Annotated in this window: 23 protein-coding genes and 1 tRNA gene; 9 read left to right on the top strand and 15 right to left on the bottom strand. The window is 55.8% G+C overall.

Annotated elements, in window-relative coordinates:
- On the bottom strand, positions 1-252 hold the full coding sequence (locus M2Q46_RS11395; protein ID WP_009463238.1) for a PP0621 family protein: 252 nt from the start codon (positions 250-252) through the stop codon (positions 1-3).
- Complete coding sequence (ccsA, locus tag M2Q46_RS11390) at positions 245-1,096, bottom strand: inner membrane protein YpjD (protein ID WP_009463240.1); 852 nt, start codon at positions 1,094-1,096, stop codon at positions 245-247. Before ccsA ends, M2Q46_RS11395 begins: the two co-directional genes overlap by 8 nt.
- A gap of 103 nt (positions 1,097-1,199) precedes the next feature.
- On the opposite strand from ccsA, the gene ffh reads away from it, so the two are divergent.
- Positions 1,200-2,624, top strand: a complete 1,425-nt coding sequence (ffh, locus tag M2Q46_RS11385) for a signal recognition particle protein (protein WP_009463242.1) — start codon at positions 1,200-1,202, stop codon at positions 2,622-2,624.
- Positions 2,625-2,726: 102 nt separating this feature from the next.
- Here ffh and lysM read toward each other — a convergent pair whose 3' ends face one another.
- The 4 genes from lysM to trmB form a co-directional block, all read right to left on the bottom strand.
- Complete coding sequence (gene lysM / locus M2Q46_RS11380) at positions 2,727-3,170, bottom strand: peptidoglycan-binding protein LysM (RefSeq protein WP_026484988.1); 444 nt, start codon at positions 3,168-3,170, stop codon at positions 2,727-2,729.
- 130 nt (positions 3,171-3,300) lie between these two features.
- Positions 3,301-3,501 carry a sulfur carrier protein ThiS gene (gene thiS, locus M2Q46_RS11375; protein WP_060186249.1) on the bottom strand — a complete coding sequence of 67 codons (201 nt, stop codon included), beginning with the start codon at positions 3,499-3,501 and terminating at the stop codon, positions 3,301-3,303.
- A 42-nt stretch (positions 3,502-3,543) separates the two neighbouring features.
- On the bottom strand, positions 3,544-4,491 hold the full coding sequence (pip, locus tag M2Q46_RS11370; RefSeq protein WP_302357255.1) for a prolyl aminopeptidase: 948 nt from the start codon (positions 4,489-4,491) through the stop codon (positions 3,544-3,546).
- Positions 4,488-5,255, bottom strand: a complete 768-nt coding sequence (gene trmB / locus M2Q46_RS11365; RefSeq protein ID WP_009463250.1) for a tRNA (guanosine(46)-N7)-methyltransferase TrmB — start codon at positions 5,253-5,255, stop codon at positions 4,488-4,490. The genes pip and trmB overlap by 4 nt, the downstream gene beginning before the upstream one ends.
- A 202-nt stretch (positions 5,256-5,457) precedes the next feature.
- Between trmB and M2Q46_RS11360 the strand changes: the two genes are divergently transcribed.
- From M2Q46_RS11360 to M2Q46_RS11350, 3 genes are all read left to right on the top strand, one after another.
- A tRNA-Gly gene (locus M2Q46_RS11360) sits at positions 5,458-5,531 on the top strand.
- Between the two features lie 236 nt (positions 5,532-5,767).
- Complete coding sequence (locus M2Q46_RS11355; RefSeq protein ID WP_302357254.1) at positions 5,768-6,181, top strand: helix-turn-helix transcriptional regulator; 414 nt, start codon at positions 5,768-5,770, stop codon at positions 6,179-6,181.
- Between the two features lie 245 nt (positions 6,182-6,426).
- Positions 6,427-7,464: a DUF72 domain-containing protein gene (locus M2Q46_RS11350; protein ID WP_302357253.1), complete on the top strand. Its 1,038-nt coding sequence runs from the start codon at positions 6,427-6,429 to the stop codon at positions 7,462-7,464.
- Positions 7,465-7,572: 108 nt separating this feature from the next.
- On the opposite strand, the gene M2Q46_RS11345 is transcribed toward M2Q46_RS11350, so the two are convergent.
- Positions 7,573-8,208, bottom strand: a complete 636-nt coding sequence (locus M2Q46_RS11345; protein ID WP_009461152.1) for a cysteine hydrolase family protein — start codon at positions 8,206-8,208, stop codon at positions 7,573-7,575.
- 285 nt (positions 8,209-8,493) lie between these two features.
- Between M2Q46_RS11345 and M2Q46_RS11340 the strand changes: the two genes are divergently transcribed.
- The 3 genes from M2Q46_RS11340 to M2Q46_RS11330 all read left to right on the top strand — a co-directional run bounded on the left by M2Q46_RS11340 (position 8,494) and on the right by M2Q46_RS11330 (position 10,306).
- The gene (locus tag M2Q46_RS11340; protein ID WP_302357251.1) at positions 8,494-9,441 is read left to right on the top strand and encodes a helix-turn-helix domain-containing protein; all 948 of its coding nucleotides are present in this window, start codon (positions 8,494-8,496) and stop codon (positions 9,439-9,441) included.
- 244 nt (positions 9,442-9,685) lie between these two features.
- Positions 9,686-10,096 (top strand): hypothetical protein, encoded by a 411-nt coding sequence (locus M2Q46_RS11335; protein WP_302357250.1) that lies wholly within the window; start codon positions 9,686-9,688, stop codon positions 10,094-10,096.
- Positions 10,097-10,306, top strand: coding sequence for a helix-turn-helix transcriptional regulator (locus tag M2Q46_RS11330; RefSeq protein ID WP_060186256.1), 210 nt, complete (start codon positions 10,097-10,099; stop codon positions 10,304-10,306).
- Between the two features lie 129 nt (positions 10,307-10,435).
- Here M2Q46_RS11330 and M2Q46_RS11325 read toward each other — a convergent pair whose 3' ends face one another.
- The gene (locus tag M2Q46_RS11325) at positions 10,436-11,209 is read right to left on the bottom strand and encodes an SDR family oxidoreductase (protein WP_251196522.1); all 774 of its coding nucleotides are present in this window, start codon (positions 11,207-11,209) and stop codon (positions 10,436-10,438) included.
- Between the two features lie 193 nt (positions 11,210-11,402).
- Between M2Q46_RS11325 and M2Q46_RS11320 the strand changes: the two genes are divergently transcribed.
- Positions 11,403-12,305 (top strand): LysR family transcriptional regulator, encoded by a 903-nt coding sequence (locus M2Q46_RS11320; protein WP_060186258.1) that lies wholly within the window; start codon positions 11,403-11,405, stop codon positions 12,303-12,305.
- A 68-nt stretch (positions 12,306-12,373) separates the two neighbouring features.
- Positions 12,374-12,829, top strand: a complete 456-nt coding sequence (locus tag M2Q46_RS11315) for a GNAT family N-acetyltransferase (RefSeq protein ID WP_239055103.1) — start codon at positions 12,374-12,376, stop codon at positions 12,827-12,829.
- A gap of 132 nt (positions 12,830-12,961) precedes the next feature.
- On the opposite strand, the gene M2Q46_RS11310 is transcribed toward M2Q46_RS11315, so the two are convergent.
- The 7 genes from M2Q46_RS11310 to M2Q46_RS11280 all read right to left on the bottom strand — a co-directional run bounded on the left by M2Q46_RS11310 (position 12,962) and on the right by M2Q46_RS11280 (position 20,524).
- Positions 12,962-14,101 (bottom strand): calcium:proton antiporter, encoded by a 1,140-nt coding sequence (locus M2Q46_RS11310; RefSeq protein WP_302357248.1) that lies wholly within the window; start codon positions 14,099-14,101, stop codon positions 12,962-12,964.
- A gap of 311 nt (positions 14,102-14,412) precedes the next feature.
- Entirely contained in the window at positions 14,413-15,291 is an 879-nt protein-coding gene (locus tag M2Q46_RS11305; RefSeq protein ID WP_035271274.1) for a DNA-binding response regulator, read from the bottom strand.
- Positions 15,292-15,983: 692 nt separating this feature from the next.
- Positions 15,984-16,592 (bottom strand): 2-hydroxychromene-2-carboxylate isomerase, encoded by a 609-nt coding sequence (locus tag M2Q46_RS11300; protein ID WP_083054187.1) that lies wholly within the window; start codon positions 16,590-16,592, stop codon positions 15,984-15,986.
- Positions 16,589-17,917, bottom strand: a complete 1,329-nt coding sequence (locus M2Q46_RS11295; RefSeq protein WP_009461140.1) for an MFS transporter — start codon at positions 17,915-17,917, stop codon at positions 16,589-16,591. Before M2Q46_RS11295 ends, M2Q46_RS11300 begins: the two co-directional genes overlap by 4 nt.
- A 39-nt stretch (positions 17,918-17,956) precedes the next feature.
- Complete coding sequence (locus M2Q46_RS11290) at positions 17,957-18,742, bottom strand: aldolase (RefSeq protein ID WP_026485007.1); 786 nt, start codon at positions 18,740-18,742, stop codon at positions 17,957-17,959.
- 179 nt (positions 18,743-18,921) lie between these two features.
- Positions 18,922-19,101 carry a hypothetical protein gene (locus M2Q46_RS11285; RefSeq protein WP_137430725.1) on the bottom strand — a complete coding sequence of 60 codons (180 nt, stop codon included), beginning with the start codon at positions 19,099-19,101 and terminating at the stop codon, positions 18,922-18,924.
- 13 nt (positions 19,102-19,114) lie between these two features.
- The gene (locus tag M2Q46_RS11280) at positions 19,115-20,524 is read right to left on the bottom strand and encodes a GNAT family N-acetyltransferase (protein ID WP_302357247.1); all 1,410 of its coding nucleotides are present in this window, start codon (positions 20,522-20,524) and stop codon (positions 19,115-19,117) included.
- Between the last annotated feature and the right edge of the window lie 368 nt (positions 20,525-20,892).

Here is a 20,892-nt window from a genome sequence, read left to right as displayed (position 1 = left end):
TTAACTGCGTGGGCCGCGCTTGGCGTGTTCCAGGCTGCACCAGGTGTGATGATTGCTCATCAAGGCTTCGGAGCGTGGCAGATAAATCCCACAGTGTGCGCAACGGACCATTTCTTCAGCAGCACCTTGCTTGCGCGGGGGACGCATGGTGGGGTTGGGTGGATTGCGCTTGCGGGCCTTGTTTTGCGACACGATGCGGGCAATGATCATGGCCGCCAGGATGGCGACAACCCAAAATAAGACTTTACCCAATTTTCCCTCGTTGCAAGATGACGTCTAGTACAAAGTGGCTGCCTGTATAGGCCAGCAGCAGGAAGGCAAAACCGGCCAAGGTCCAGCGCAAGGCAACGCGACCACGCCATCCATACTGTTTTCGACCCCATAATAAGCCACCAAATGTAACCCAGGATAGCAAGGTAAAGACAGTTTTGTGGTCGGCGGGCAAAAATTTACCGTCTATCGCCATGGAGACGGCGGCACCGCTCAGAATCGTGAAGGTCAGAATTACGAAAGAGACACGGATCAGGCGAAACAGCAGCTCCTCTTGCACCAGCAGGGGCGGCATGGTGTCCAGAACCCGGCTGAACAAACCGCGTTGCTCCTGATGAAGAATAGGGCGGTGCAACTGACGGTCCAGAGCCGTCATCAAAACGGCGTGCAAAGCCGCCACGGTGCTAAGCCCATAGGCGACCAGCGCAATCATCAAGTGAATCCGTAGCCATTCATTGCCGACATGATTGACGATATGGCCTTCGGGAAAGGCCATGGCCAGCAGGCTGACGATTGTGGCTGCAGGCAGTAGAATGAGCAGCAGGCTGTCCAGACGCAGATACAGGCTTTGGAACCAGAACACCACCATGCCCAGCCAGATTGCCGCTGACAAGGCCAGTGCCCAGCTCAGATGCAGCCCCTGGGGCAGCACAATAGTCAGCAGCAGGCCCGCTCCGTGCACAATGATGGCGCAGAGCAAGGCCACCCGGCTGGGGGCGTTCAGTACGGTTCGGGTGCTGCCGCGAGTCAACGGACGCCAGAGCGAGATCGACAGCACGATGTACGCCAGTGCGGCGAGCAAGTGAAATACAATACTTGCAGACATAAGTCCCGGATTTCCTGAAAAACGGTACGGGGCGTACCTCAAGTGGCCATTTTATTCTTATTCGTAGACCACACGATAACCTAGTTTAAGCGAACCCAGTCCTATGTTTGAAAATCTGACCCAGCGTATGTCGCGTGTGGTGAAAACCATGCGCGGACAGGCTCGTCTGACCGAATCCAATACTCAGGATATGTTGAGGGAAGTGCGTCTGGCTTTGCTGGAAGCGGACGTGGCTTTGCCCGTCGTGCGCGAGTTTGTCGCACGGGTCAAAGAAAAGGCGCTTGGTGTTGAAGTTGCCGACAGCTTGAATCCTGGCCAGGCACTGGTGGGTGTTGTTCACCAGGAGCTGACCAATCTGATGGGCGCAGACCTGGGTGACAACGCCAGCGAGCTGTCCCTGGCGGCTCAGCCTCCCGCGATTATTCTGATGGCCGGTCTGCAAGGTGCGGGTAAAACCACCACCACCGGTAAGCTCGCCAAATGGCTGAGCGAAGGCGGCCACGTTCAGCATGGTCGCAAGACAGGCAAGAAGAAAGTTCTGGTGGTCAGTGCCGACGTGTATCGTCCAGCCGCTATCGAGCAGCTGAAAACCGTTGCCGCCCAGGTGGGCGTCGAGTTCCTGCCCTCCGATCCCAGCCAGAAACCGGCCGACATTGCCCGCAATGCCCTGGATCACGCCAAGCGTCATCACTTTGATGTGCTGATTGTCGACACGGCCGGTCGCCTGGGTATTGACGAAGAAATGATGCGCGAAATTCGCGCTCTGTACGATCTGCTGAACCCGATTGAAACTTTGTTCGTGGTCGATGCCATGCAGGGGCAGGACGCGGTCAACGTGGCCAAGGCCTTTGCTGATGCCTTGCCGCTGACGGGTGTGGTGCTGACCAAGCTGGATGGTGATGCACGTGGTGGTGCGGCCTTGTCCGTACGTCATGTCACCGGCAAGCCGCTGAAGTTTGTGGGTGTTTCCGAAAAGCTGGATGGTCTGGAGCCATTCCACCCCGAGCGTATGGCTCAGCGCGTGCTGGGCATGGGCGATATTGTTTCGCTGGTTGAGCAGGCCCAGCGCAATATCGACATCGCCGAAGCGCAAAAGATTACCGACAAGATCAAATCGGGCGACAAGTTCGACCTGAACGACTTCCGTGACCAGCTGCAGCAAGTCAAGAAGCTGGGTGATATGGGTTCCTTGCTGGAAAAACTGCCTGCCCAGTTCTCGCAAGCCGCGTCCCAGTTGCAAGGTGGTCAGGCTGAACAGCAATTGCGTCGTACGGAAGGGATCTTGAACTCCATGACCCCGGCCGAGCGGGCCAAGCCCGAACTGCTCAAAGCCTCGCGCAAGCGTCGTATCGCTGCCGGTTCTGGCGTGCCAGTGCAAGAGGTCAACCGCTTGCTCAATCAGTTCGAGCAAATGCAAGGCATGATGAAGCAGATGAAAAAAGGCGGCATGGCCAAGATGATGCGCGGCCTGGGCGGTATGGGTGCCTTGAAAGGTCTGGCTGGCAAGGGCTTCAAGGGCTTTCGCTAAGAAGCGCTTGGAGCTTGCCGCAAAGGCGTGAATCGCTCTGGCAGGACCACCAACAAAAAAAGCCCGCATACGCGGGCTTTTTTTCGTCCTGAGCTGTTGTTGTTACAGCGCAGGAATACGCAGTACCTGACCGGGATAGATCTTGTCAGGATGGCTGAGCATCGGCTTGTTGGCTTCAAAAATAACCGTGTATTTTGCGCCGTTTGCCTTGCCGTAGTTGGTTTCAGCAATTTTCCACAGGGTGTCGCCTTTCTGTACGGTATACATGGTGGCTTCTGCGGAAGGCTGAGCAACGCTGAGCTGGTTGTCGACTTGAGAGACACCCAGGGTGTTACCCAGAGCCAGCACAATTTTTTCGGCTTGTTCGGTGGAGGCGGCTTGGCCGCTAACCGTGACTTTGTCGCCATCAACCGTCAGATTCAGACCGTCGGCGGAAAGTTGGTGTTTGGCCAGTTCTTTCTGGAGTTCGTCAGCTGTTGCTGCTTTGGCTTCGTTGGCACCAAAGAGTTTTTCGCCGACATCTTTAAGAAAACTGAATACGCCCATCGCTTTGCTCCTGAAGTTAGGGTTCTACGGCTGCCTGCTTGATGGCAGGCGAGACGGCCCATTATGACCTCATTTTTATCCCCGAAGCCGTAGCTGAATGTCAGCAATTGTGCATTTTAAAGGGCGAGTATCAGCCGCCACCGACGGCAACCACGATTTCAATGGTGTCGCCTTCTTTGATCGGGGTGCTGGCGTGCTGGCTTTTGGGCACGATATCGCCGTTCAGTTCCACGGCAATACGCTTGTTCTCGTAGCCCAGCTCGATAATCAGCGTGCCAACCGTGTCGGAGTTTGCCAGAGTCTTGCTCTGGCCGTTCAGGGTAATGTTCATTCTTGTCTCTGGATATGGTCCGGCCAGGGCCGGACGAGTGATTCAGATGGCAAATTTCTGGGTGGCGGCCAGCAGCCGGGCCAAAATGCCGGGTTCGTCGTAGGCGTGGCCTGCGTCCGCAACCATATGAAATTCTGCTTGGGGCCAGGCGCGATGCAGTTGCCAGGCTGTATGCGCCGGAGTGCACACATCATAGCGTCCCTGCACGATGACACCGGGAATGCCATGCAAGCGGTGGGCGTTTTTCAGCAACTGATCCGGCTCCAGAAAACCCCGGTTCATGAAATAGTGGTTTTCAATACGCGCAAAGGCCAAAGCGGCTTTATCACTGGACTTGGCATCCAGGTGATTCTGGCTGGGCAAGAGCGTGATCGTATTGCTTTCCCATTGTGACCAGGCGTGTGCGGCGCGTAGCTGCACAGCGGGGGCGTCGCCCGTCAGACGCTTGTGATAGGCGCTAATCAGATCCCCGTGCTCTTCCTTGGGAATCGGGGCCAGATACTGTTCCCAGATGTCCGGGAACAGGCGAGAGGCGCCTTCCTGATAAAACCAGTGCAGCTCTTCAGGGCGGGCCATGAAGATACCGCGCACAATCAGTTCACTGACGTGCTCGGGGTGAGTCTGGGCATAGGCCAGCGCCAGAGTCGAACCCCAGGAGCCGCCAAAGACCAGCAGCTTGTCGGCCTTGAGCTTTTCCTTGCGCAGTCGCTCCATGTCCTGCACCAGATGCCAGGTGGTGTTGTTCTCCAGGCTGGCATGAGGGTAGGAACGTCCGCAACCGCGCTGATCAAACAGCAGCACATTGTATTTTTGCGGATCGAACAAGCGACGGTGATCGGTAGAACATCCTGATCCCGGCCCACCGTGCAAGAAAATGGCCGGTTTACCTGCCGGGTTGCCGCAGCATTCCCAGTAGATATGGTGCCCATCATCGGTGTGCAACGTGCCTTGGACGTAAGGCTCTATAGGCGGGAACAGGGTAGCGCTCATTGTTCTTTCTTGGGCCAGTTCAGTTCAGGAGTAGGGGTGTCATTGCGGGTGAAGATCAGATCCCACACGCCATGACCCAGACGCAGCCCACGGTTCTCGAACTTGGTCAGTGGACGGAAGTCGGGGCGGGGTGCGTAGCCTTCGTGCGTGTTGCTGAGCATGGGCTCGGCGGACAGCACTTCCAGCATTTGTTCGGCGTAGTTTTCCCAGTCGGTGGCGCAATGGATGTAACCACCGGGTTTCAGACGGCTGGTCAGCAACTGAATAAAGGGCGATTGCACCAGACGACGCTTGTGATGGCGCTTCTTGGGCCAGGGGTCGGGGAAGTAGATATGAATACCGGCCAGCGAGCCGGGAGCGATCATGTCGCGCACCACTTCCACCGCGTCATGCTGGATGATGCGGATATTGCTGATCTGGTTGTCATCAATGCGCTTGAGCAAGGCACCGACACCGGCATTAAAGACTTCCACGCCCAGGAAATTGTCGTCCGGGCGGGCCTGGGCAATTTTCTGGGTGGTTTCACCCATGCCAAACCCGATTTCCAGAATCAGGGGATTGTCATTGCCAAACACCGTTTCCGGTTTCAGGATGTTGTCGCGGTAGCTGATCGACCACAGGGGCAAGAGGCGCGCCAGGGCTTGTTCCTGGCTGGGCGTAATGTGCGCGCGCCGATGAACAAAGCTACGGATATGGGTCTCGCCGGAATTGCTGTTCGCGACATTGGGCGACAGCAGGGATTGTTTTTCGTTGCTGGAGGTCATGGTTGTGGCGCGGGCATCAGGAATGGCTCGCGTATCAGCTAAAAGCGGGAAAACTCTATTGTAGTGAGTCTTGCCGCCGAATTCATGTGGTGGCACGCGAAAAAGATAGGGCCGGGGCAACGCATGAAGAAAAGATCGCGCTATAATTTTCGCTTCCCCATTCGCGGGATCGTCTGCTTTTGAGGCAGACCTCTCCATCAGGGCGGGTGTAGTTTAATGGTAAAACTGATGCTTCCCAAGCATCCGTCGTGGGTTCGATTCCCATCACCCGCTCCAGTTCTGATATCTCCCCCAATACTTTTATCGGCTGTTCACCGCACTGTCGCGTGATGAGCATATTGGCCATTTGCTTGTACAGGTGTCTTGTAGCGCTGTGCCGCTTCTTGGCGTGTGATCAAGCACCTGTACCCACTTGGGTATGGAGAGTTTCACTGAAAGCATATACTGCGTCCTTATTGTTCATATTTGAGTTCTTATGATTTATATTTGTTCATATATGAATGGATAAAAATATGACTGATTCAGAGAATAAAAATGCTCCTCGTAGTGTCATCTCGCGTCCTGTAGACCGTGCCTTGCTGCAGCTGGGGCGGGATATCTCTGCGGCTCGCCGTGCGCGACGATTAAGCCAAGAGGATTTGGCCCAGCGTATTGGTACGTCGTTGAGCACAGTCCGGCGCATGGAGGATGGTAATGCCGGTACTGCCTTGCATACCTTTTTAAGCGCTTTGCATGTGTTGGGACGCTTGAATGATGTGACTAAAGTAATGACCATGGAAAATGATGCCTTGGGGATGGACTTGCTGCGTGAGCAGTTGCCCCAGCGCGTCAGGCGGCCACGACGTATCAAAGCGGATCAAACCTCGGGGGCCAAGTCGCAAGATGATTCGGCCTCTGTGAATCCTGACAAGTTGGAAGGTTTCTGATGACGACACGATCTGCCAAGCGCTCAGACCTGGAGGTGCACCTGGGTTCCAGGTTCCAGTGCGCATGTTGTGGGGCACCATACTTCAGGTTAACGGTGAAGGAAGCAGAAGCAATCTGGGCGGAGATTGTTCAGGCTGTTAGTCGTTGGCGTAGCGTCGCCAAAGGGCTAGGCATGCAAAGTACGGATCTGGTGGATTGTGAGCCGGCATTTGCTTAACTTCATTCCCATGGCACTATACCCAGCATGCAAGAAGATCTTTTCGGCGATGCCATTCCCCAGCCACCCGCCTCAAAGCCCGCTGCTCCTTCCCGACGCAAAATCACCAAAGTCAGCCTTGCTGCTTCCGCGCTGGAGCTAAGTGATCTGGCCGCCCAGCTTCCTGAAACCTTGCGTTTCGGTGTCTCCACCTGGTCCTACCCCGGTTGGGAAGGCTTGATCTGGGATGGCGAGTACGAGTCGAGTATCTTGTCCAAGCACGGCCTGGAGGCCTATCACCAGCATCCCTTGATGCGCACCGTCTGTGTGGATCGCACCTTCTGGCGTCCTTTGACGGTCACGCAGTATTCCGCCTATGCCGCTCAGGTTGATGAAGATTTCCGCTTCGTTGTGAAATGTCCTTCCATGATTACGGATGCCCAAGTTCGTGATGAGCAGGGCAAGGTACGCAAATCTAATCCGGACTTTCTGGATATTCGTCTGGCTGTAGAGCAGTTCGTGCAGCCTGCAGTCGAGGGCTTGCGTGCAAAGTTGGGCGTCTTGGTCTTCCAGTTAAGCCCTCTGTCTTGGGGCTGGTTGAATCGTCCGGCAGAGTTGTTCGGCAAGTTGGGGCAGATGCTGGCAGCGGCGCGTGAGGCTTTGCCGCAAGGCTCACAGGTGGTGCTTGCGGTAGAGGTAAGAGATCCAGAGCTGTTGACTCAACATCTTGTCGATACGCTCAAGGCCAATGGCGCGACATTTTGTCTGGGGCTGCATGGCAAGATGCCGCCGATTGAAGAGCAACTGCCCGTCTTGCGCGCCTTGTGGCCGGGACCCTTGGTGTGTCGCTGGAACTTGAACCGGGAGTTTGGTGCTTATGGCTATGCCGATGCTCAAAAAAAGCATACCCCCTTCGATGCCATTGTCAGCGAGGACGTGCATACTCGCACGGTGCTGGCCCGCACGATTCGCGGGATCACGGGGGCGGGGCAGGCGGCGTATGTGACGATCAGCAATGATGCGGAAGGCTGTGCGCCGCTCTCCATTCAGCGGCTGGCGCAACTTGTTGTGGCACAAGAAAAATAACCACAGGTCTTGAGAAGCGATCCTTAAAAGTGGGGCGGTTCACAAGACCTGTGGTGCTGCCTGATGAGCTGGAGGCTCAATGCATGCAGGTTCTGGTCCGGTTCGTGATTATTGTCTGGATTTGTGAATCAGCTCATCCGTCGTCATGACATGCGCGGTGGATACCGCCAGCACCCCCAAGGTGACGCGGTGTACTTCTTCAGCCGGAATCGCCCCAAAGCCCATATCCGGGTAGTTGTAGGTGCCTGTGGCATCAGAGATAAAGGCCACTTTGTAGCCATGGAACATGGCATCGCGAGCCGTAGCGTGGCAGCAGTTTTCAGTGGTCACGCCGGTGATGACAACGGTGTCGATCTTGCGAGTACGCAAGATGATGTCCAGGTCGGTGCCAAAGAACGCGCTGTAACGGTGTTTTTTGATGACGACTTCGTCCCCCTGTGGGGCTACTTCGGGGTAGATATCAACGCCCGCTGTCTCATCTACCAGCCCCACCTGGTTTTGAATCGGAGGGTAAATCTCTCCGAACAGGCCCATATCGCAGCCGTTGCGGCGGTGGGCGTGGGCGGTGAAGATCACTTCCATGCCAGTTTGGCGAGCGTGGCCCAGCAGTTTTTGCAGGCGGGGCATCAACTCCATGCCCATGGGTGTTTCCAGTGGGGCGCCGGGTGCGATGAAGTCGTTCTGCATGTCGATCACAATGACCGCCGTGCTGCTGGGGTTGATTTGATCAATCTGAATAGCCATTTCATTCTCCTTTGGTTTGTTCACGGCCGGGCGACTGTGTATTTGGTATTGCCGCTGCCGGTGTCATAGACGCTTGTAGAGTAGGAGGGTGGCGCAGTTCTGGCTTGGCTGCCACTGCCAGTTTTACGTTTTTTTTGACTGTGCCTGCCATCCTGGACAGTACACGGGCAGGGAGCTGAGGCTTGGTATTTTCAGGGCTTGTCTGTCTTTGGGTAATGGACGTAATCTTGTTGAAAAACGATTAATCCATCGGTGCAGATAGCCCCGATTATGGAGACTGAACCTATGACAGCGATCATAGCGGTCAAGCCCGGAGACAGCTTTGAGCACTGGCACGAGGTCACTTGCAGGCAGTTTTCACAGACCGAGTGCAGCCAGATTGCCCGGCCCCAGTTTCAGGCGCGGGTCACCCTCACTAGTTTTGGTGGTTTGGGCCTGAGCAGCATCTGGTCTGCCACCCCTCAGGGGGAGGCGATACGGGTGAACAGACGGCCGGCCGATATCCGTAAAGATCAGCGCGACTGTTTCATGCTGTGGCTCATGCTGGATGGTCATATTCAACTGAGCCAGGACGGACGCTACGTCAGCCTGGGAACAGGGGATCTGGTACTTCAGGATCAATCTCGGCCTTTTGATCTGGAGCTGGGCTCTTTGGCTCACGCGGCCATGGTCATGATTCCCCGCCCCTTATTGGCATCGCGCTTGCCCTCGGTGGGCAATCTGGCAGCGCGTCGTATTGCAGCCCACTCGCGTCTGGGGCCGATGGCTGGTGCCTTGGTCAAGCAACTGCTTGGTATGGGGGAGGCGGCAGCGGACGGTATGGATCGGCGAGTGACGGCTTCTGTGCTGGATATCTTCTCCGCGGTATTCGAGTCTGACGCTCCTGCGCTTTCTCGGGGCACTCGTCAGGAGCGGCGGCTGGAGCAGGTTCAGGCTTATATGCGTGCACATTTGCATGAGGATACGCTGGATGTGGACCAGATTGCCCGTGCTTCGTCTATGGCGACTCGCACTTTGTACCGACTCTTTGCTTTTGAGGCGACAACCCCCATGCAATGGCTGTGGGAGCAGCGTTTGATCCATAGCTACCGTTTGCTGGAGGGCGGGAAACCTAAACGGGTGACCGAAGTGGCCATGGCCTGTGGCTTCAAGGACCTCTCTCATTTCAGCCGTCTATTTCAGGCGCGGTTTGGGCAATCTCCCTCGACGCTAGGCTACACGGGCAGGTCTTGAACTTTGCCTGTTCAAGTGGCTTTATATCCAGGCTGCGTGTTGGGGGGTAGCAACGCGCGCAGGTGCCAGCTGCAAATCTCGTTTTTATGGTCAGAACGTGTAGGCCCAAATAGACCAGCCAGCCAATCGGAATGCTTGCTGGTTGACTGGCTCTATATTCAAAAATGTAAAGTAAACATTACTTATTGACAAGTAGTTTTTACTTCTATAAAGTCAGGTTTACTTTACATTCAGGTGCTTAACCATGCTTGCCAACCGGAACTCTTCCTCTGCGCCGTCACCAGGTCGCAGCTATCTGATTCGCACTTTGCTCTTTATGGGCGTGTATATCCTGGTCAATGCCTTGACCATTCTGGGCCTGTTTGACAGCCTGCTCGGTCGGCCTGTTGGTTGGCTGATTGCCATAGCCGTCGCCTTGCCTGTGGCCGGACAAGTGTGGGTCACCTTGCGCTTGATGGCGCAAAGCGATGAGTTCGTGCGGGTGATTGTGGCCAAGTGCTTTGTGCTGGCTTCAGGAGCGACACTGACCTTGTGGACTGCCTGGGGCTTTGGGGAAACCTACGCCGCTGCGCCCCATATTCCTGCCTGGCTGATTTACCCCTTCTTTTGGGCTGTCTTCGCCTTGGTTTCACCCTTTGTCCGGACTAGCGATTAAATGAAAAATCGATTGCGTGTATTGCGGGCCGAGGCGAACTGGACGCAGGCAGATTTGGCGGAGCGCTTGGGGGTGTCCCGGCAGGCGGTCAATGCGCTGGAAACGGGCAAACATGCACCGTCCCTGGATTTGGCATTCAAGATTAGTGCCTTGTTCGAGCAGACCGTAGAAGATATTTTCGAGAACCCGTATCAGGAATCTCGGGCTTGAACGCGGTTACGTTCTGGCTGGCATTCCCACTTGTGGATGCCTTTTGGACATCCATGCGCAGGTATTGAGAAAAGCCAGTGCTCAAGCCCGAAGCAGTGATCTTGCAGGCTCAGACACTGGCTTGCCTTCTTACTTGGTGGTGTAACCACCGTTGATCAGAATGGTCTGGCCGGTAATCCACCAGCCGTCACTGACCAGATGACGGATAAAGGGCACGACATCTTCAATGTCCGTCAGCCCGGTCTTGGAGTAGGGGGACAGGGCGGCCGCGGTCCTGTGATAGGCCACGGCATCCTCCCCCTCGGCTGGATAGAAGAAGGGCGTATCCATAGGACCAGGGCCCACCGCCGTGACGGAAATACCGCGTGCGCCATATTCTTTGGCGGCGGCGCGGGTGTAGTGTTCTACCGGTGCTTTGGTGCCGGCATACGCGGCGTAAAAGGGGGTGAAGGCACCCAGCAGGGATGTGACCAGGGTGCAGACTTTACCATTGTCCTGTACGTGTTTGCCGGCTTCTTTCAGGAAGAAAAAAGCAGTTTTGGAGTTGATGTCGCTCATCTCCTCGTACTCAGCTTCACTCACTTCGGTCAGTGGCTTTTTCAGTACTTTGCCCACCGTGTTGATGGCGATATCAGGGCGGCCAATTGCGGCGACGGTATCGCTAAACAGTTTTTCCATGGCACTAGCCGAACGCAAGTCGGCCTGGAAGGCGACGGCTTGTGCACCAGTTGCCTGGATGGCTTTGACGGTGGCTTCGGCATCCGCTTGGGAGCTGTCGCTGTTGTAGTGAATGGCAATGGCGCGCGCTCCTTGCTCTGCCAGGTCGCGGGCGATCAGGCCGCCCAGATTCTTTGCCCCGCCTGCAATCAGAACGGTTTTACCTTTGATGCTGTGCTTTGCCATGATGACTCCTTGCTAGTGTGGGCTGCGGGCTGCAAGCCTTTTCGTTTTTTCATGATATAGGTCGCTGAAATTGTTTAAATCATCTAGTTCTGACATCATTTGTCTGAAAAAACGAACAATACGCACCGCCGCTTGAGTCAACCGGGTCTAGCAGTTCTGCCCGTGTTTTGCCGCTGCTTATCTGGAGAAAGTTATGGACCGCATTGACCTGTTTCGCATCTTTACGCGGGTCGTGGAGTGTGCCAATTTCACCCGCGCGGCGGATACCTTGGGTATGCCGCGCTCTTCGGTGTCGGCCGCCATTCAGGAGCTGGAAGGGCGAGTGGGCGCTCGCCTGTTGAATCGCACCACGCGCAAAGTGACAGTCACGCAAGATGGTGCGGCGTTTTATGAGCGCTGTCTGCGCGTGATTGCTGATGTGCAGGAAACCGAAAACCTGTTTCGCCAAGCCAGTGTAGGACCTAGTGGCACGATCAAGGTGGATGTGCCGGGGCGGGTAGGCCGCCTGATTGTGGCACCTGCGCTGCCGGAGTTTCTGGAGCGCTATCCGCATGTCCATGTGCATCTGGGCGTGACGGACCGCGAGGTGAATCTGATCGAGGAGCAGGTGGATTGTGTGCTGCGAGTGGGACCCCTAAGTGATTCGGGCCTGATCGCTAGAAAAATGGGCAGCTTGCCCTTGATCAATGTAGCCAGCCCCGCTTATCTTGCCCGTTATGGCATGCCCCAGACGCCAACGGATCTGGAAAACCATCAAGTGGTGCGTTATGCCTCGCCCACCAGCGAGCGTGTGGCTCCTTGGGAGTGGATGGAGCAGGACAAGCGTCAGGTGCTGGATCTGCCAGGTCGTGTGACGGTGAATAATGCCGAGGCCTATATTGCCTGCTGTCTGTCCGGCTTGGGGCTAATTCAGATCCCTGCTTACGATGTGCAGGCGCATTTGCAATCAGGTGAATTGGTGGAGGTGCTACCGGATCACCGTGCCGCTCCCATGCCCATGTCCTTGCTGTATTTGCATCGCCAACACTTGTCGCGTCGTTTTCAGGTGTTTGCGGATTGGCTGGAAAATTTGTTGCGTCATTCCGCCTTGGAATGAGGCTGGTCTCGAACGTTTTTTTCTGGGGCTGCTCCAAGCTGCAGCGGACAACTCAAAACGGGGTAGCGATGGAAATCAGAAGAATTCGTGCGACGGACTGGGACTGGATACAGCAATGGTTCCAGGACGAGGACTTGAACCGCGAGTTGGGGCCACTGGATCAGGAGTGGCTGGAGCACGTGTTGAACCAAAGCGATGGCGCCCAGCTGGTTGCCGAGCAGAACGGTCAGCCCATTGGTTTGATTGGGTGTGCCTGGGGAGATGGGCGAAATCTGCCACATGCAATTACCGATATTGCCGTTGCGCCGCCATTACGTGGCAATGGTCAGGCCGGAGCCATGCTGGAAGCGGTATTGGCTTGGCCAGGCCATCCCCCATGTCGTAAATGGGTTGCTTTTGTGTTCCCGGAGAACCAGCGTGCCTGCCGCTTTTTTACGCACCTGGGGTGGGAGCACGTGGACTTTGCCGATGGTATGAACGAGTTCGAGTACAAGTGTGTTCGTTCGGAACCGGATCGATCCTGAGCAGCTCGGTTTCTGTCAGTAAATCATAGACCTTGAGTGACAGGCGCTTGGGCCACGAAGGCCCGCTATGCTTGTCTGTCCCGTTGGATAGGTGCAAACAAAGCCGGTTTGGCTCTGTTTGCCTTGTTCTTCTCAGGGATAAAACAGCAGCAGCCCGAACACGGCGAAAACCATCAGGTGCATATAGCCTTGAATGGGCGAGGTTCGCTTGCCGCTAAAGCTCAAGATACTGAGCAGTGCCGTGATCAGAAACAACACGATTTCCATATTGCTGATGCCCATGATCACTTGTTTGCCGGTGATCAGACCAATCATCAGCACTACCGGCACAGTCAGCCCCACGGTAGAGACGAAGGCACCCAGACACAGATTGATGGCGCGCTGCATTTCATTATTCATGGCCGCCTTGATCGCAGTGATGGACTCCGGGGTGAATACGATAATTGCGATCAGTACACCGCCGACGGCAACGGGGGCGCCCGAGGCGGCGATACCGTAGTCCGTCACAATGGCCAGATCGTGTGCCAACAGGACGATAGGCAGGATCAGGGCGATCAGCACCAGACTGCGTATCAGCATCGCGCGAGTCGCCTGGGGATCACGCGGTGTGGGTGTCGTATCGTCAGTGCTTTGTATCGCCTGATCAGGCTGCACATAGTCATGGCGGTGACTGCCCATTTGCAGATATAGAAAGGTGGCATAGACCAGGCCCGTCAGAACCGAAATGCCAATGGCCTGGGTGGTGCCGAATTCGCCCGCATTGCTGGTGTAGTTGGGCAGAATCAGGCCCACACTGGTCAGCAAGACGATCATGGACAAGTAGGTATTGGTGCCTTGGCGATTGAACTCCTGATCGCCATTGCGCGCTGCGCCGGCAATCAGACACAGGCCGGTGATCAGGTTAAGGATGATCATCATCACGGCGTAGATCGAGTCCCGACCTATGGTGGGAAAGTCGCCCGGCCCCAGCAGTACCGAGGCAATCAGGATAACTTCGATCAGCACAATGGACAGGGTCAGGATCAGGGTGCCGTAGGGCTCGCCCAGTTGGTGGGCCAGGTGGTCGGCTTCACGGACCACACCAAACGAGGCCGCCAGGATGGTCACGAACAGCACCAGAAAGACGATGGCCGCCGTGGTGCCGTTCAGGGAGTCTCCCAGCCATTGCCCGCCGAAAATCATGAACAGGACAACAATGGACCAGGAACCGAGCAGACGCAGCCAGGTGATGGGAGTAATGAGTTGAGTTGAGGGTGATGCAGGGTGGGCCATCGTGGATGCTCCGCCAAAGAGGTAGGGCCGTCCCTGTACTGAAAAGGCAGATCCAGGTCGTCCCGGATCTGTTTTGAATTGAACTATTCAAGTAGCCACGATTTTATCACCTTGCCCCTTGGCGGCAAGTGCGGACCCTCTGAAACCGGATTTGTGTGGCGTGCAGCCATCTTTTTCTGTATCTGGCCAAGGTGGAGGCGTGAAGGGCGGGTTCCTTTATCACCTTCCTGGCATTGTTTCGTTCGGCTGTTTTATTTTTATGTGAGTCTGGATCGAGTCTCCTGTGGACCTTGTTCTTTTCCTGTTGCCATTTACGGCGGGCACCATCCAGATGAGAAAACAGGTGGGCCCATGGAGCGAATACATGGTGTGTTTTCTGTATAGGGTTTGTTCTTCTCCATAGCCTGGCGGAATTTTCCGGGAGACACTCCCGCATACGTTTTGAATGCGGTAGAGAAATTGGCCGGGCTGGAAAATCCTAAATCGGTTGCAATCACATCAATTTTCAAGGCCGTAGTCTTCAGCAAATACTCGGCCCGATACATACGCTGCAATCGGATATAACTGCTCACACTTAGGCCAAAATTACGCTGAAATATATTCATGATTTTTCGACGTGAAATCTTGAACATATCGCACAGTTCTTTTTGACTGGGTGGCGCACCCAGATTGGCATCAATGGTTTTCTGAATGGCATGGATCAGCATGCTGGTTTCGGCTGTCGTGCTGGGCCGCTGGCTTGGCATCTTGCCCGGTACAAGTGCAGGCGCCATCTGCTTGGGGCAGCGCAAGGGCACGTTGATACGTTCTTTGACTTCATCGACCGCATACGGATTGCCAATGTAATCAACCGCACCAGCTTTTAGAAAAGTGACGCATTCATCGCTGCTGCCATCCATGCGTGAATCCAGAATGATGATGGGGATTTGAGCCGTGGCTTTTAATCCTTGCAACATATGGGTCAAGGACAAAGCGTCTATCCCCGTCAATTGCTTATCCATCAGGATAAGCTCGGGTAGCGTTAATTGGGCCTTGGTATATCCTTGCACTCCGTCAGCAGCAACAGAAACCCGAAAAGCACCAGCCAGCAGGGCTTGAAGAAGTTGTTCGTGCTGTCGAGTGTTATTGGAGATCAGCAGAATCCTGATTTTTTGATCTGGCTGATACTTTATAGTGGCGTATTTGTTCAATATAAAGCCCCGCGCCCTTCTTCTGACGAAGACGGCTACCTTTACTGGCATTGCTCAAGTAGCCAATTTCCTCAGAATACAGACTCAATGAATAGATAAAATCTATCGATATGATTCGTACGGCAGACATAACATTCTGTATCAATGGAAAAAGTAAATTTTCAAAATTGCTCATTGCATTTCATTTTTGGCAGGCGGCATGCCGAAAGCCCGAAACTCGGGCCTTAAGGCGGACCCAAAAGTCCAATTTCAGGAATGCTACGCTGGCGTATCGGTGAATTTTCCTGGCAGGAAAAGGCGTGATTCTACGGCTTTTACCTCTGAATAAAGGACTATGTCCAGGCAGGCCAGCCGCGGTTTTGCCCGCACTAGTGTGCATCTGGATGAGGCCGTCCGGGGAAGATTGTGAGGCTCTTTGGGTGACGATTTGTTCAAGCAGCAAGCGCAGCCCGTAGCGAGGCGTTTATTTGCCGCTTTTTTGTTGGATTTTGACCAAGCACGGATGCTCGCCGTTGATGACTGTTATGGCTATTAGAGCGATTTCGGGATAGACCGTTTGAATCATTTTGATGGCTTGGGGGCAGGGCTTGAGCCTGCGAACCAAGCTGTAAACAAGTAGAGCGGGGCAAGGTAGATAAACCTTGCCCCGCCCTTGTTTTAAAAACAGTCAGGCTTGGTGTCGGGGTTGTGCTTCAAGCTGGCGCAGGATGCAGGGCGATGGCTTCGTCCAGCATGTCCAGCCTGTCCTGACCCCAGAACAGTTCGCCCTGATACACATAGGAGGGCGAACCGAAGACACCGGCTTTAATGGTCTCTTCGGTGTGGGCTTGATACTGCGCCTGCATCAGCGGTGCCTGTTTCAGCCAGTAGTCTGCATCCAGCTGCTGTGCTTGCAGGATTCGAGCCAGTTGCGTGGGGTCAGCAATGTTCTGCTCCTCGCACCATTGCGCCCGCAAAATGGCTTTGTACAGATCCAGTACCGGCAGACCAGCCTGATTGATAGCAATAACCAGGGTGGAGGCCAGCGTGGCGTCTGGGCACATGAAGCGCGGTGTGGGATTGACATGTATGTCCAATTTGCGACACCAGCGTTTAAGCTCTGCAATGCGATAAGCCTGACGTTCTGGTGAGCGCTGTCCCAGCAGGACCCCGCCTGTACGTGCATAGACTTGCGGCAAGTCCACGGGTTTGTAGTGGATAGGGATGCCATGCTTGCGAGCAATCGCTTCCAGTCTGTCGGCTCCCAGGTAGGCCCAGTCCGAATTCATCCAGAAGTAGTAGTGAATACCGGCTGCGTTCATGTGCGTACCTTTCGGCTGGATAGGGCGGGAAGGGAGAAGTGCGTCGGCCCATGCATGAACCAGGTACTGGCAAAAGCAATCAGACCCAGCGCGCTCAGGTACCAGACGATGTAGTCGGGTTGACCATCGCCATAGGCCAGCAGGGAGGTCGCCACCAAGGGAGCCAGGCCGCCACCGATGGCACCGGATACCTGCACGGCAATGGAGATGCCGCTGTACCGCACTTCAGGTGGAAATTGCGTGGAAAACAGGCCACCTTGCGGGCCATACAGCGCGGCATACACCAGCCCAATCGCAATCACCAAAGCCAGGGTGATGGTCCTGGAATCCAGGCTGCCCAGCATGGAAAAAAAGGTGGAGGAGAATGCCAGCATGCAGATCGTGCCTGCCATAAAGACCCATTTGAAGCCGATTCGGTCGCCCAATACGCCAAACAGGGGCATGGTGAACAAGGCCGCAAAGGCACCCCAGACGGTGGCATCCAGCATGACGCTGCGCTCTACTCCCAAGGTGGTGGTGGCGTAAGCCAGGGCAAAGGTCACCACGGTGTAGAACCAGGTCACTTCTGCCAGACGGCCTCCCACGACCAGCAGGACTTCGCGTGGGTAATGACGCAGAACTTCCAGAGCAGGAATCGGAACCTGTTTGCCCTTTTTGCTCATTTGCTCGAAGTCGGGGGATTCGGCCACTTTGGCACGTATCCACCAACCCACCAGCAGCAGGGCGACGCTGGCTAGAAAGGGCAGGCGCCAACCCCAGGACAGCATGTCTTCCTCAGGCAAGCTGGCGACGGCTCCCATAGCCAGGGAAGACAGGATCAGGCCGGGGGCTACCCCTGTTTGCGGCAAGCTGCCAAAAAAGCCCTTTTTGCCTTCCGGGGCATGTTCAACCGCCATCAACACGGCCCCGCCCCATTCTCCGCCTACTGCGATACCTTGCAGAAAGCGCATCAGCACCAGCAGCACAGCGGCCCAGTAGCCAATGCTTTCATAAGAGGGAATCAGGCCGATCAGGATGGTGGGGATTCCCATTAGAAAGAGCGTGATCAGTAGCATGGATTTTCGGCCCAGCTTGTCGCCAAAATGGCCGAAAACAAATCCTCCTAAAGGACGGGCGAAAAAGCCCACAGAGTAGGTGGCAAAGGCCGCCAGCGTGCCCGTAATCGGGTCAAAGGCGGGGAAAAAGATCTTGTTGAAAATCAGTGCGGCAGCGGTGCCGTACAGGAAAAAGTCATACCACTCTATGGTGGTTCCCATCATGCTGGCCAAGCCAGCGGTAACGTACTGGCGCGACGAACGCGCCTGTCCATTGTTAGGCATCGTCATGGCGACCTCCTGGTGGAAGCGGGGTATTGGTTGCGGGCGTCAGCGAGTTTTAGTTAAGGGCGCAATGCCTTGGGTCTGACGGGACCAGTAGTCAAAGGTAGCGTTAACAATGGAGGGCTTGAGCAGATAGTCGTGCGCTTCGGCCGCCAAGGTATCGTCCACAGGGGTAAGTGGGCCAAAGGCCGCTTGTGCACGCACTTGCAGACGTGCGGCGCGTTCCAGATACACCGACAGGTAAGTGGCTTCCTGGCAGCTTTTACCTGCGGTCAGATAACCGTGGTGGGCCAGAATAATGGCACGCTTGTCACCCAGGGCTTTGGAGATGATGACGCCTTCCTGATCGGCAATGGGCACGCCAGGCCATTCGCCCAAAAATGCACAGTCATTGTGCAGAGGCGTCATGTCCATTTGCGAAATCACCAAGGGCTGGCGGGCGGTGGCCAATACCGTGGCCCAGGGCGAGTGTGTATGGATGATGGAATTGACGTCGGGGCGAGCTTCGTAGACCCACAGGTGAAAGCGGGTGGCCGGGTTGGCCATGCCTTCGCCGCTAAGGGTATTCAAGTCGCGGTCAACTTCAATGAAGTCTTCGGGGGTGGCTTCGTCAAAACCCAGACCAAAGCGCAAGGTCCAATACGCACCGGGGCGCTCGGAACGGACGCTGATCTGGCCGGCCAAACCAGCTTCCTGCTCGGTCATGGCCAGGATGCGGCAGGCAAATGCCATGGTTTCGCGGGTGTCGCGTTGCACTTGCTGCAGATGAGTGGCCATCTCTTTGGTGGCGCGTTCGTCAAAATAGGATTTGTCTCTGAGTGGGGTATCCATGTGCTTGTCTCCTTTGGTTGGCCTCGTCGATCCTTGTGCCGACGATGGGATTCATTGTCTTGATTTACATCAAGAGGAGCTATGCGCGCTGGCTCATAGCTCCTATTCCATTTGCTTGGGGCCTTATCAAGGAGACGAGCCCGGCAGTGGGGCCGGGCCGGGAGACAAGCGCAAGGGCATTAGCCCTGGCGCCAGCGGGAGCGCTCGCGGCGTCGCGAGCGGGACCAAGGATGCTGCACCTTATGCGGCTGTGGCCGGGGGTCGGGTGGATGTCGCGTGTCATTGCTTTCCACGGGATTGGAGTCCGGTTTAGGCGAGTCCAGAAAGACATTGATGGAACAATCGCAATCGAGGTACATGGACAGTCCTTTGTCAACGTGAAGAAAGGGGAGGCGGTACGCAGGCTCCGTTCCGGACCTGAGTGTCTCCCGAAAAAAACGTGTCGTAGCTGTCTTGCAGGGCATGCAGGATCATTTCGGGGTAATGGTCATGCTCGGTGGGCAGATGCAATTGCAGCTGTGCCAGATGCTCGTTGTCCTGCTGCCCGCCCCACTGCTTGTGATAGTGGCCGTGCTGATAGCCGCGCAGTTGGCGCAAGCGGTTCAGGGCATTCTTGCCCGCGTAGGAGTGGTAGAGCGTGTCCAGTGTCAGACCACAAAGAGCAGCCAGTTGGGCAAAGCCGCTGAAATCGAACTGGCGTGTCTCCAGAACGCGCAAGGTAAAGCGTTCCAGAGCCGTCATGATGGCCGTAGAGTCGCTGGCGGTGGCTGAAGCGTGCTGGAGCTGATCCAGTGCGGTGGCGGCTTCTTGCTCGCGCAGCGCATCGTTGGCACGCAGTACATCGCACAGACCAAAATGCAGGATGTCGATCAGCTCCAGTTGGAGTTGCGGCAGATTGCGCTCGCTATGCTGCCACCACTTCCAGTCCAGGTAATCGGCCAGCTCCGCACATTCCACCCAGATCGCCCGGTAGTAGTCCTGCTTGGCCACTCGCCAGTTCGGATCAATCAGCTGATTCAGCTCGGTTTGCAGGGCCAGCATTTGCTTTAAGCGGCAGGCCCCGGGACCAGCTGGAGCGACAGTTGTTTGCTGCCCCAAACGATGTTTCTGACGACCTTGATCGTCAAAGTTTTCAGGTGCCAGCCAGGCCTGGAAATTCGCTTTCAGGGCTGGCCAGTCCTGGTCGGTAATGGAGAACCAGGCTGTATCGCGCGAGCGGCCCTTGTACACAATCGCCTGACGGAAGATACCTTCATAACGAAAGCCCAATCGTCGTGCAGCGGCTTGGGAGGGGGCATTGTGTGTGTCGCACTTCCATTCGTAGCGACGGTAGCCCAGTCCATCAATTGCATAAGCCATCAACAGGTAGTGGGCTTCGGTGGCCATACGGGTTTGTTTCAGAGCGGGTGACCAGGCTACAAAGCCCACTTCAATGCAGCCGTTTTGCGGGTCGATACGCATCAGGGACAAGGTGCCCAATGCGCGACCCGTGGTTTGTTCGACGACGGCGTAATGCACGGCATTGCTGGCCTGGCTGATGGTTTGCAGGTGCTGGTCGAACTGTGCGCGGTTGTTAAAGGGGCCTACAGACAAATAGGTCCAGTCGCGGCCATCGCTGGCGTTGCTGTAGGCCTCGTACAGGCTGTCGCCATGTTGTTCCGGGTTCACGGCTTCCAGACGGCAGTATTTGCCGTGCAGAACGCAGCGTGCTGGCTGCGGGCGGGCCTGCCAATGAGGGAGCGAGGGGCCAATAGGCTGGTGATACGCGTTCAGCTGAACCATGACTTGTCTTCAATAGAAAACGCTCCAGAAATGCCAATCTGTGGCACAGCTGGAGGCGGGAAAGGGAGTGTGGGGCCGGGAGACAAGAGGCGTCTTGCTAGGCCACTAATTGATTCTATTGAGCAAGTGGCCGGTTGCAGCAATCCGCTTTGCTGCTTGTTTCCAGACCGCATTGCTAAAACAGCGTTGAAACGCCCAAGAGCCAGCGATGGCGGGCCTTGGCTTAGGGCTTGAACAGCGGACAAAACTATCCTGCGGCCAAGGCACAGATGAGGGGCAGGCCGCCTGGCAGACCAAAGTGGCAGGTACAAAAAAAGCCGAGCTGCCTTGTGGGCAGTCTCGGCTTGGGACCAGGCTTTAAGCCAGGG

It is taken from the genome of Alcaligenes sp. YSL9, from assembly GCF_030515105.1.
Classification (GTDB): Bacteria; Pseudomonadota; Gammaproteobacteria; order Burkholderiales; family Burkholderiaceae_B; genus Alcaligenes; species Alcaligenes phenolicus.
The sequence above is the reverse complement of the archived record's forward strand: the minus strand, read 5'-3'. Positions and strand labels throughout refer to the sequence as shown.

Excerpts from the sequence above, each read along its gene's own strand:
- M2Q46_RS11355 (WP_302357254.1), top strand. The coding sequence starts at position 5,768 with ATGACTGATTCAGAGAATAAAAATGCTCCTCGTAGTGTCATCTCGCGT.
- M2Q46_RS11310 (WP_302357248.1), bottom strand. The coding sequence starts at position 14,101 with ATGGCCCACCCTGCATCACCCTCAACTCAACTCATTACTCCCATCACC.
- thiS (WP_060186249.1), bottom strand. The coding sequence starts at position 3,501 with ATGAACATTACCCTGAACGGCCAGAGCAAGACTCTGGCAAACTCCGAC.
- M2Q46_RS11315 (WP_239055103.1), top strand. The coding sequence starts at position 12,374 with ATGGAAATCAGAAGAATTCGTGCGACGGACTGGGACTGGATACAGCAA.
- pip (WP_302357255.1), bottom strand. The coding sequence starts at position 4,491 with ATGAGCGCTACCCTGTTCCCGCCTATAGAGCCTTACGTCCAAGGCACG.
- M2Q46_RS11295 (WP_009461140.1), bottom strand. The coding sequence starts at position 17,917 with ATGACGATGCCTAACAATGGACAGGCGCGTTCGTCGCGCCAGTACGTT.
- M2Q46_RS11325 (WP_251196522.1), bottom strand. The coding sequence starts at position 11,209 with ATGGCAAAGCACAGCATCAAAGGTAAAACCGTTCTGATTGCAGGCGGG.
- M2Q46_RS11335 (WP_302357250.1), top strand. The coding sequence starts at position 9,686 with ATGCTTGCCAACCGGAACTCTTCCTCTGCGCCGTCACCAGGTCGCAGC.
- ffh (WP_009463242.1), top strand. The coding sequence starts at position 1,200 with ATGTTTGAAAATCTGACCCAGCGTATGTCGCGTGTGGTGAAAACCATG.
- M2Q46_RS11340 (WP_302357251.1), top strand. The coding sequence starts at position 8,494 with ATGACAGCGATCATAGCGGTCAAGCCCGGAGACAGCTTTGAGCACTGG.
- M2Q46_RS11350 (WP_302357253.1), top strand. The coding sequence starts at position 6,427 with ATGCAAGAAGATCTTTTCGGCGATGCCATTCCCCAGCCACCCGCCTCA.
- M2Q46_RS11290 (WP_026485007.1), bottom strand. The coding sequence starts at position 18,742 with ATGGATACCCCACTCAGAGACAAATCCTATTTTGACGAACGCGCCACC.
- lysM (WP_026484988.1), bottom strand. The coding sequence starts at position 3,170 with ATGGGCGTATTCAGTTTTCTTAAAGATGTCGGCGAAAAACTCTTTGGT.
- M2Q46_RS11320 (WP_060186258.1), top strand. The coding sequence starts at position 11,403 with ATGGACCGCATTGACCTGTTTCGCATCTTTACGCGGGTCGTGGAGTGT.
- trmB (WP_009463250.1), bottom strand. The coding sequence starts at position 5,255 with ATGACCTCCAGCAACGAAAAACAATCCCTGCTGTCGCCCAATGTCGCG.
- M2Q46_RS11345 (WP_009461152.1), bottom strand. The coding sequence starts at position 8,208 with ATGGCTATTCAGATTGATCAAATCAACCCCAGCAGCACGGCGGTCATT.
- ccsA (WP_009463240.1), bottom strand. The coding sequence starts at position 1,096 with ATGTCTGCAAGTATTGTATTTCACTTGCTCGCCGCACTGGCGTACATC.
- M2Q46_RS11300 (WP_083054187.1), bottom strand. The coding sequence starts at position 16,592 with ATGAACGCAGCCGGTATTCACTACTACTTCTGGATGAATTCGGACTGG.
- M2Q46_RS11280 (WP_302357247.1), bottom strand. The coding sequence starts at position 20,524 with ATGGTTCAGCTGAACGCGTATCACCAGCCTATTGGCCCCTCGCTCCCT.
- M2Q46_RS11330 (WP_060186256.1), top strand. The coding sequence starts at position 10,097 with ATGAAAAATCGATTGCGTGTATTGCGGGCCGAGGCGAACTGGACGCAG.
- M2Q46_RS11285 (WP_137430725.1), bottom strand. The coding sequence starts at position 19,101 with ATGTACCTCGATTGCGATTGTTCCATCAATGTCTTTCTGGACTCGCCT.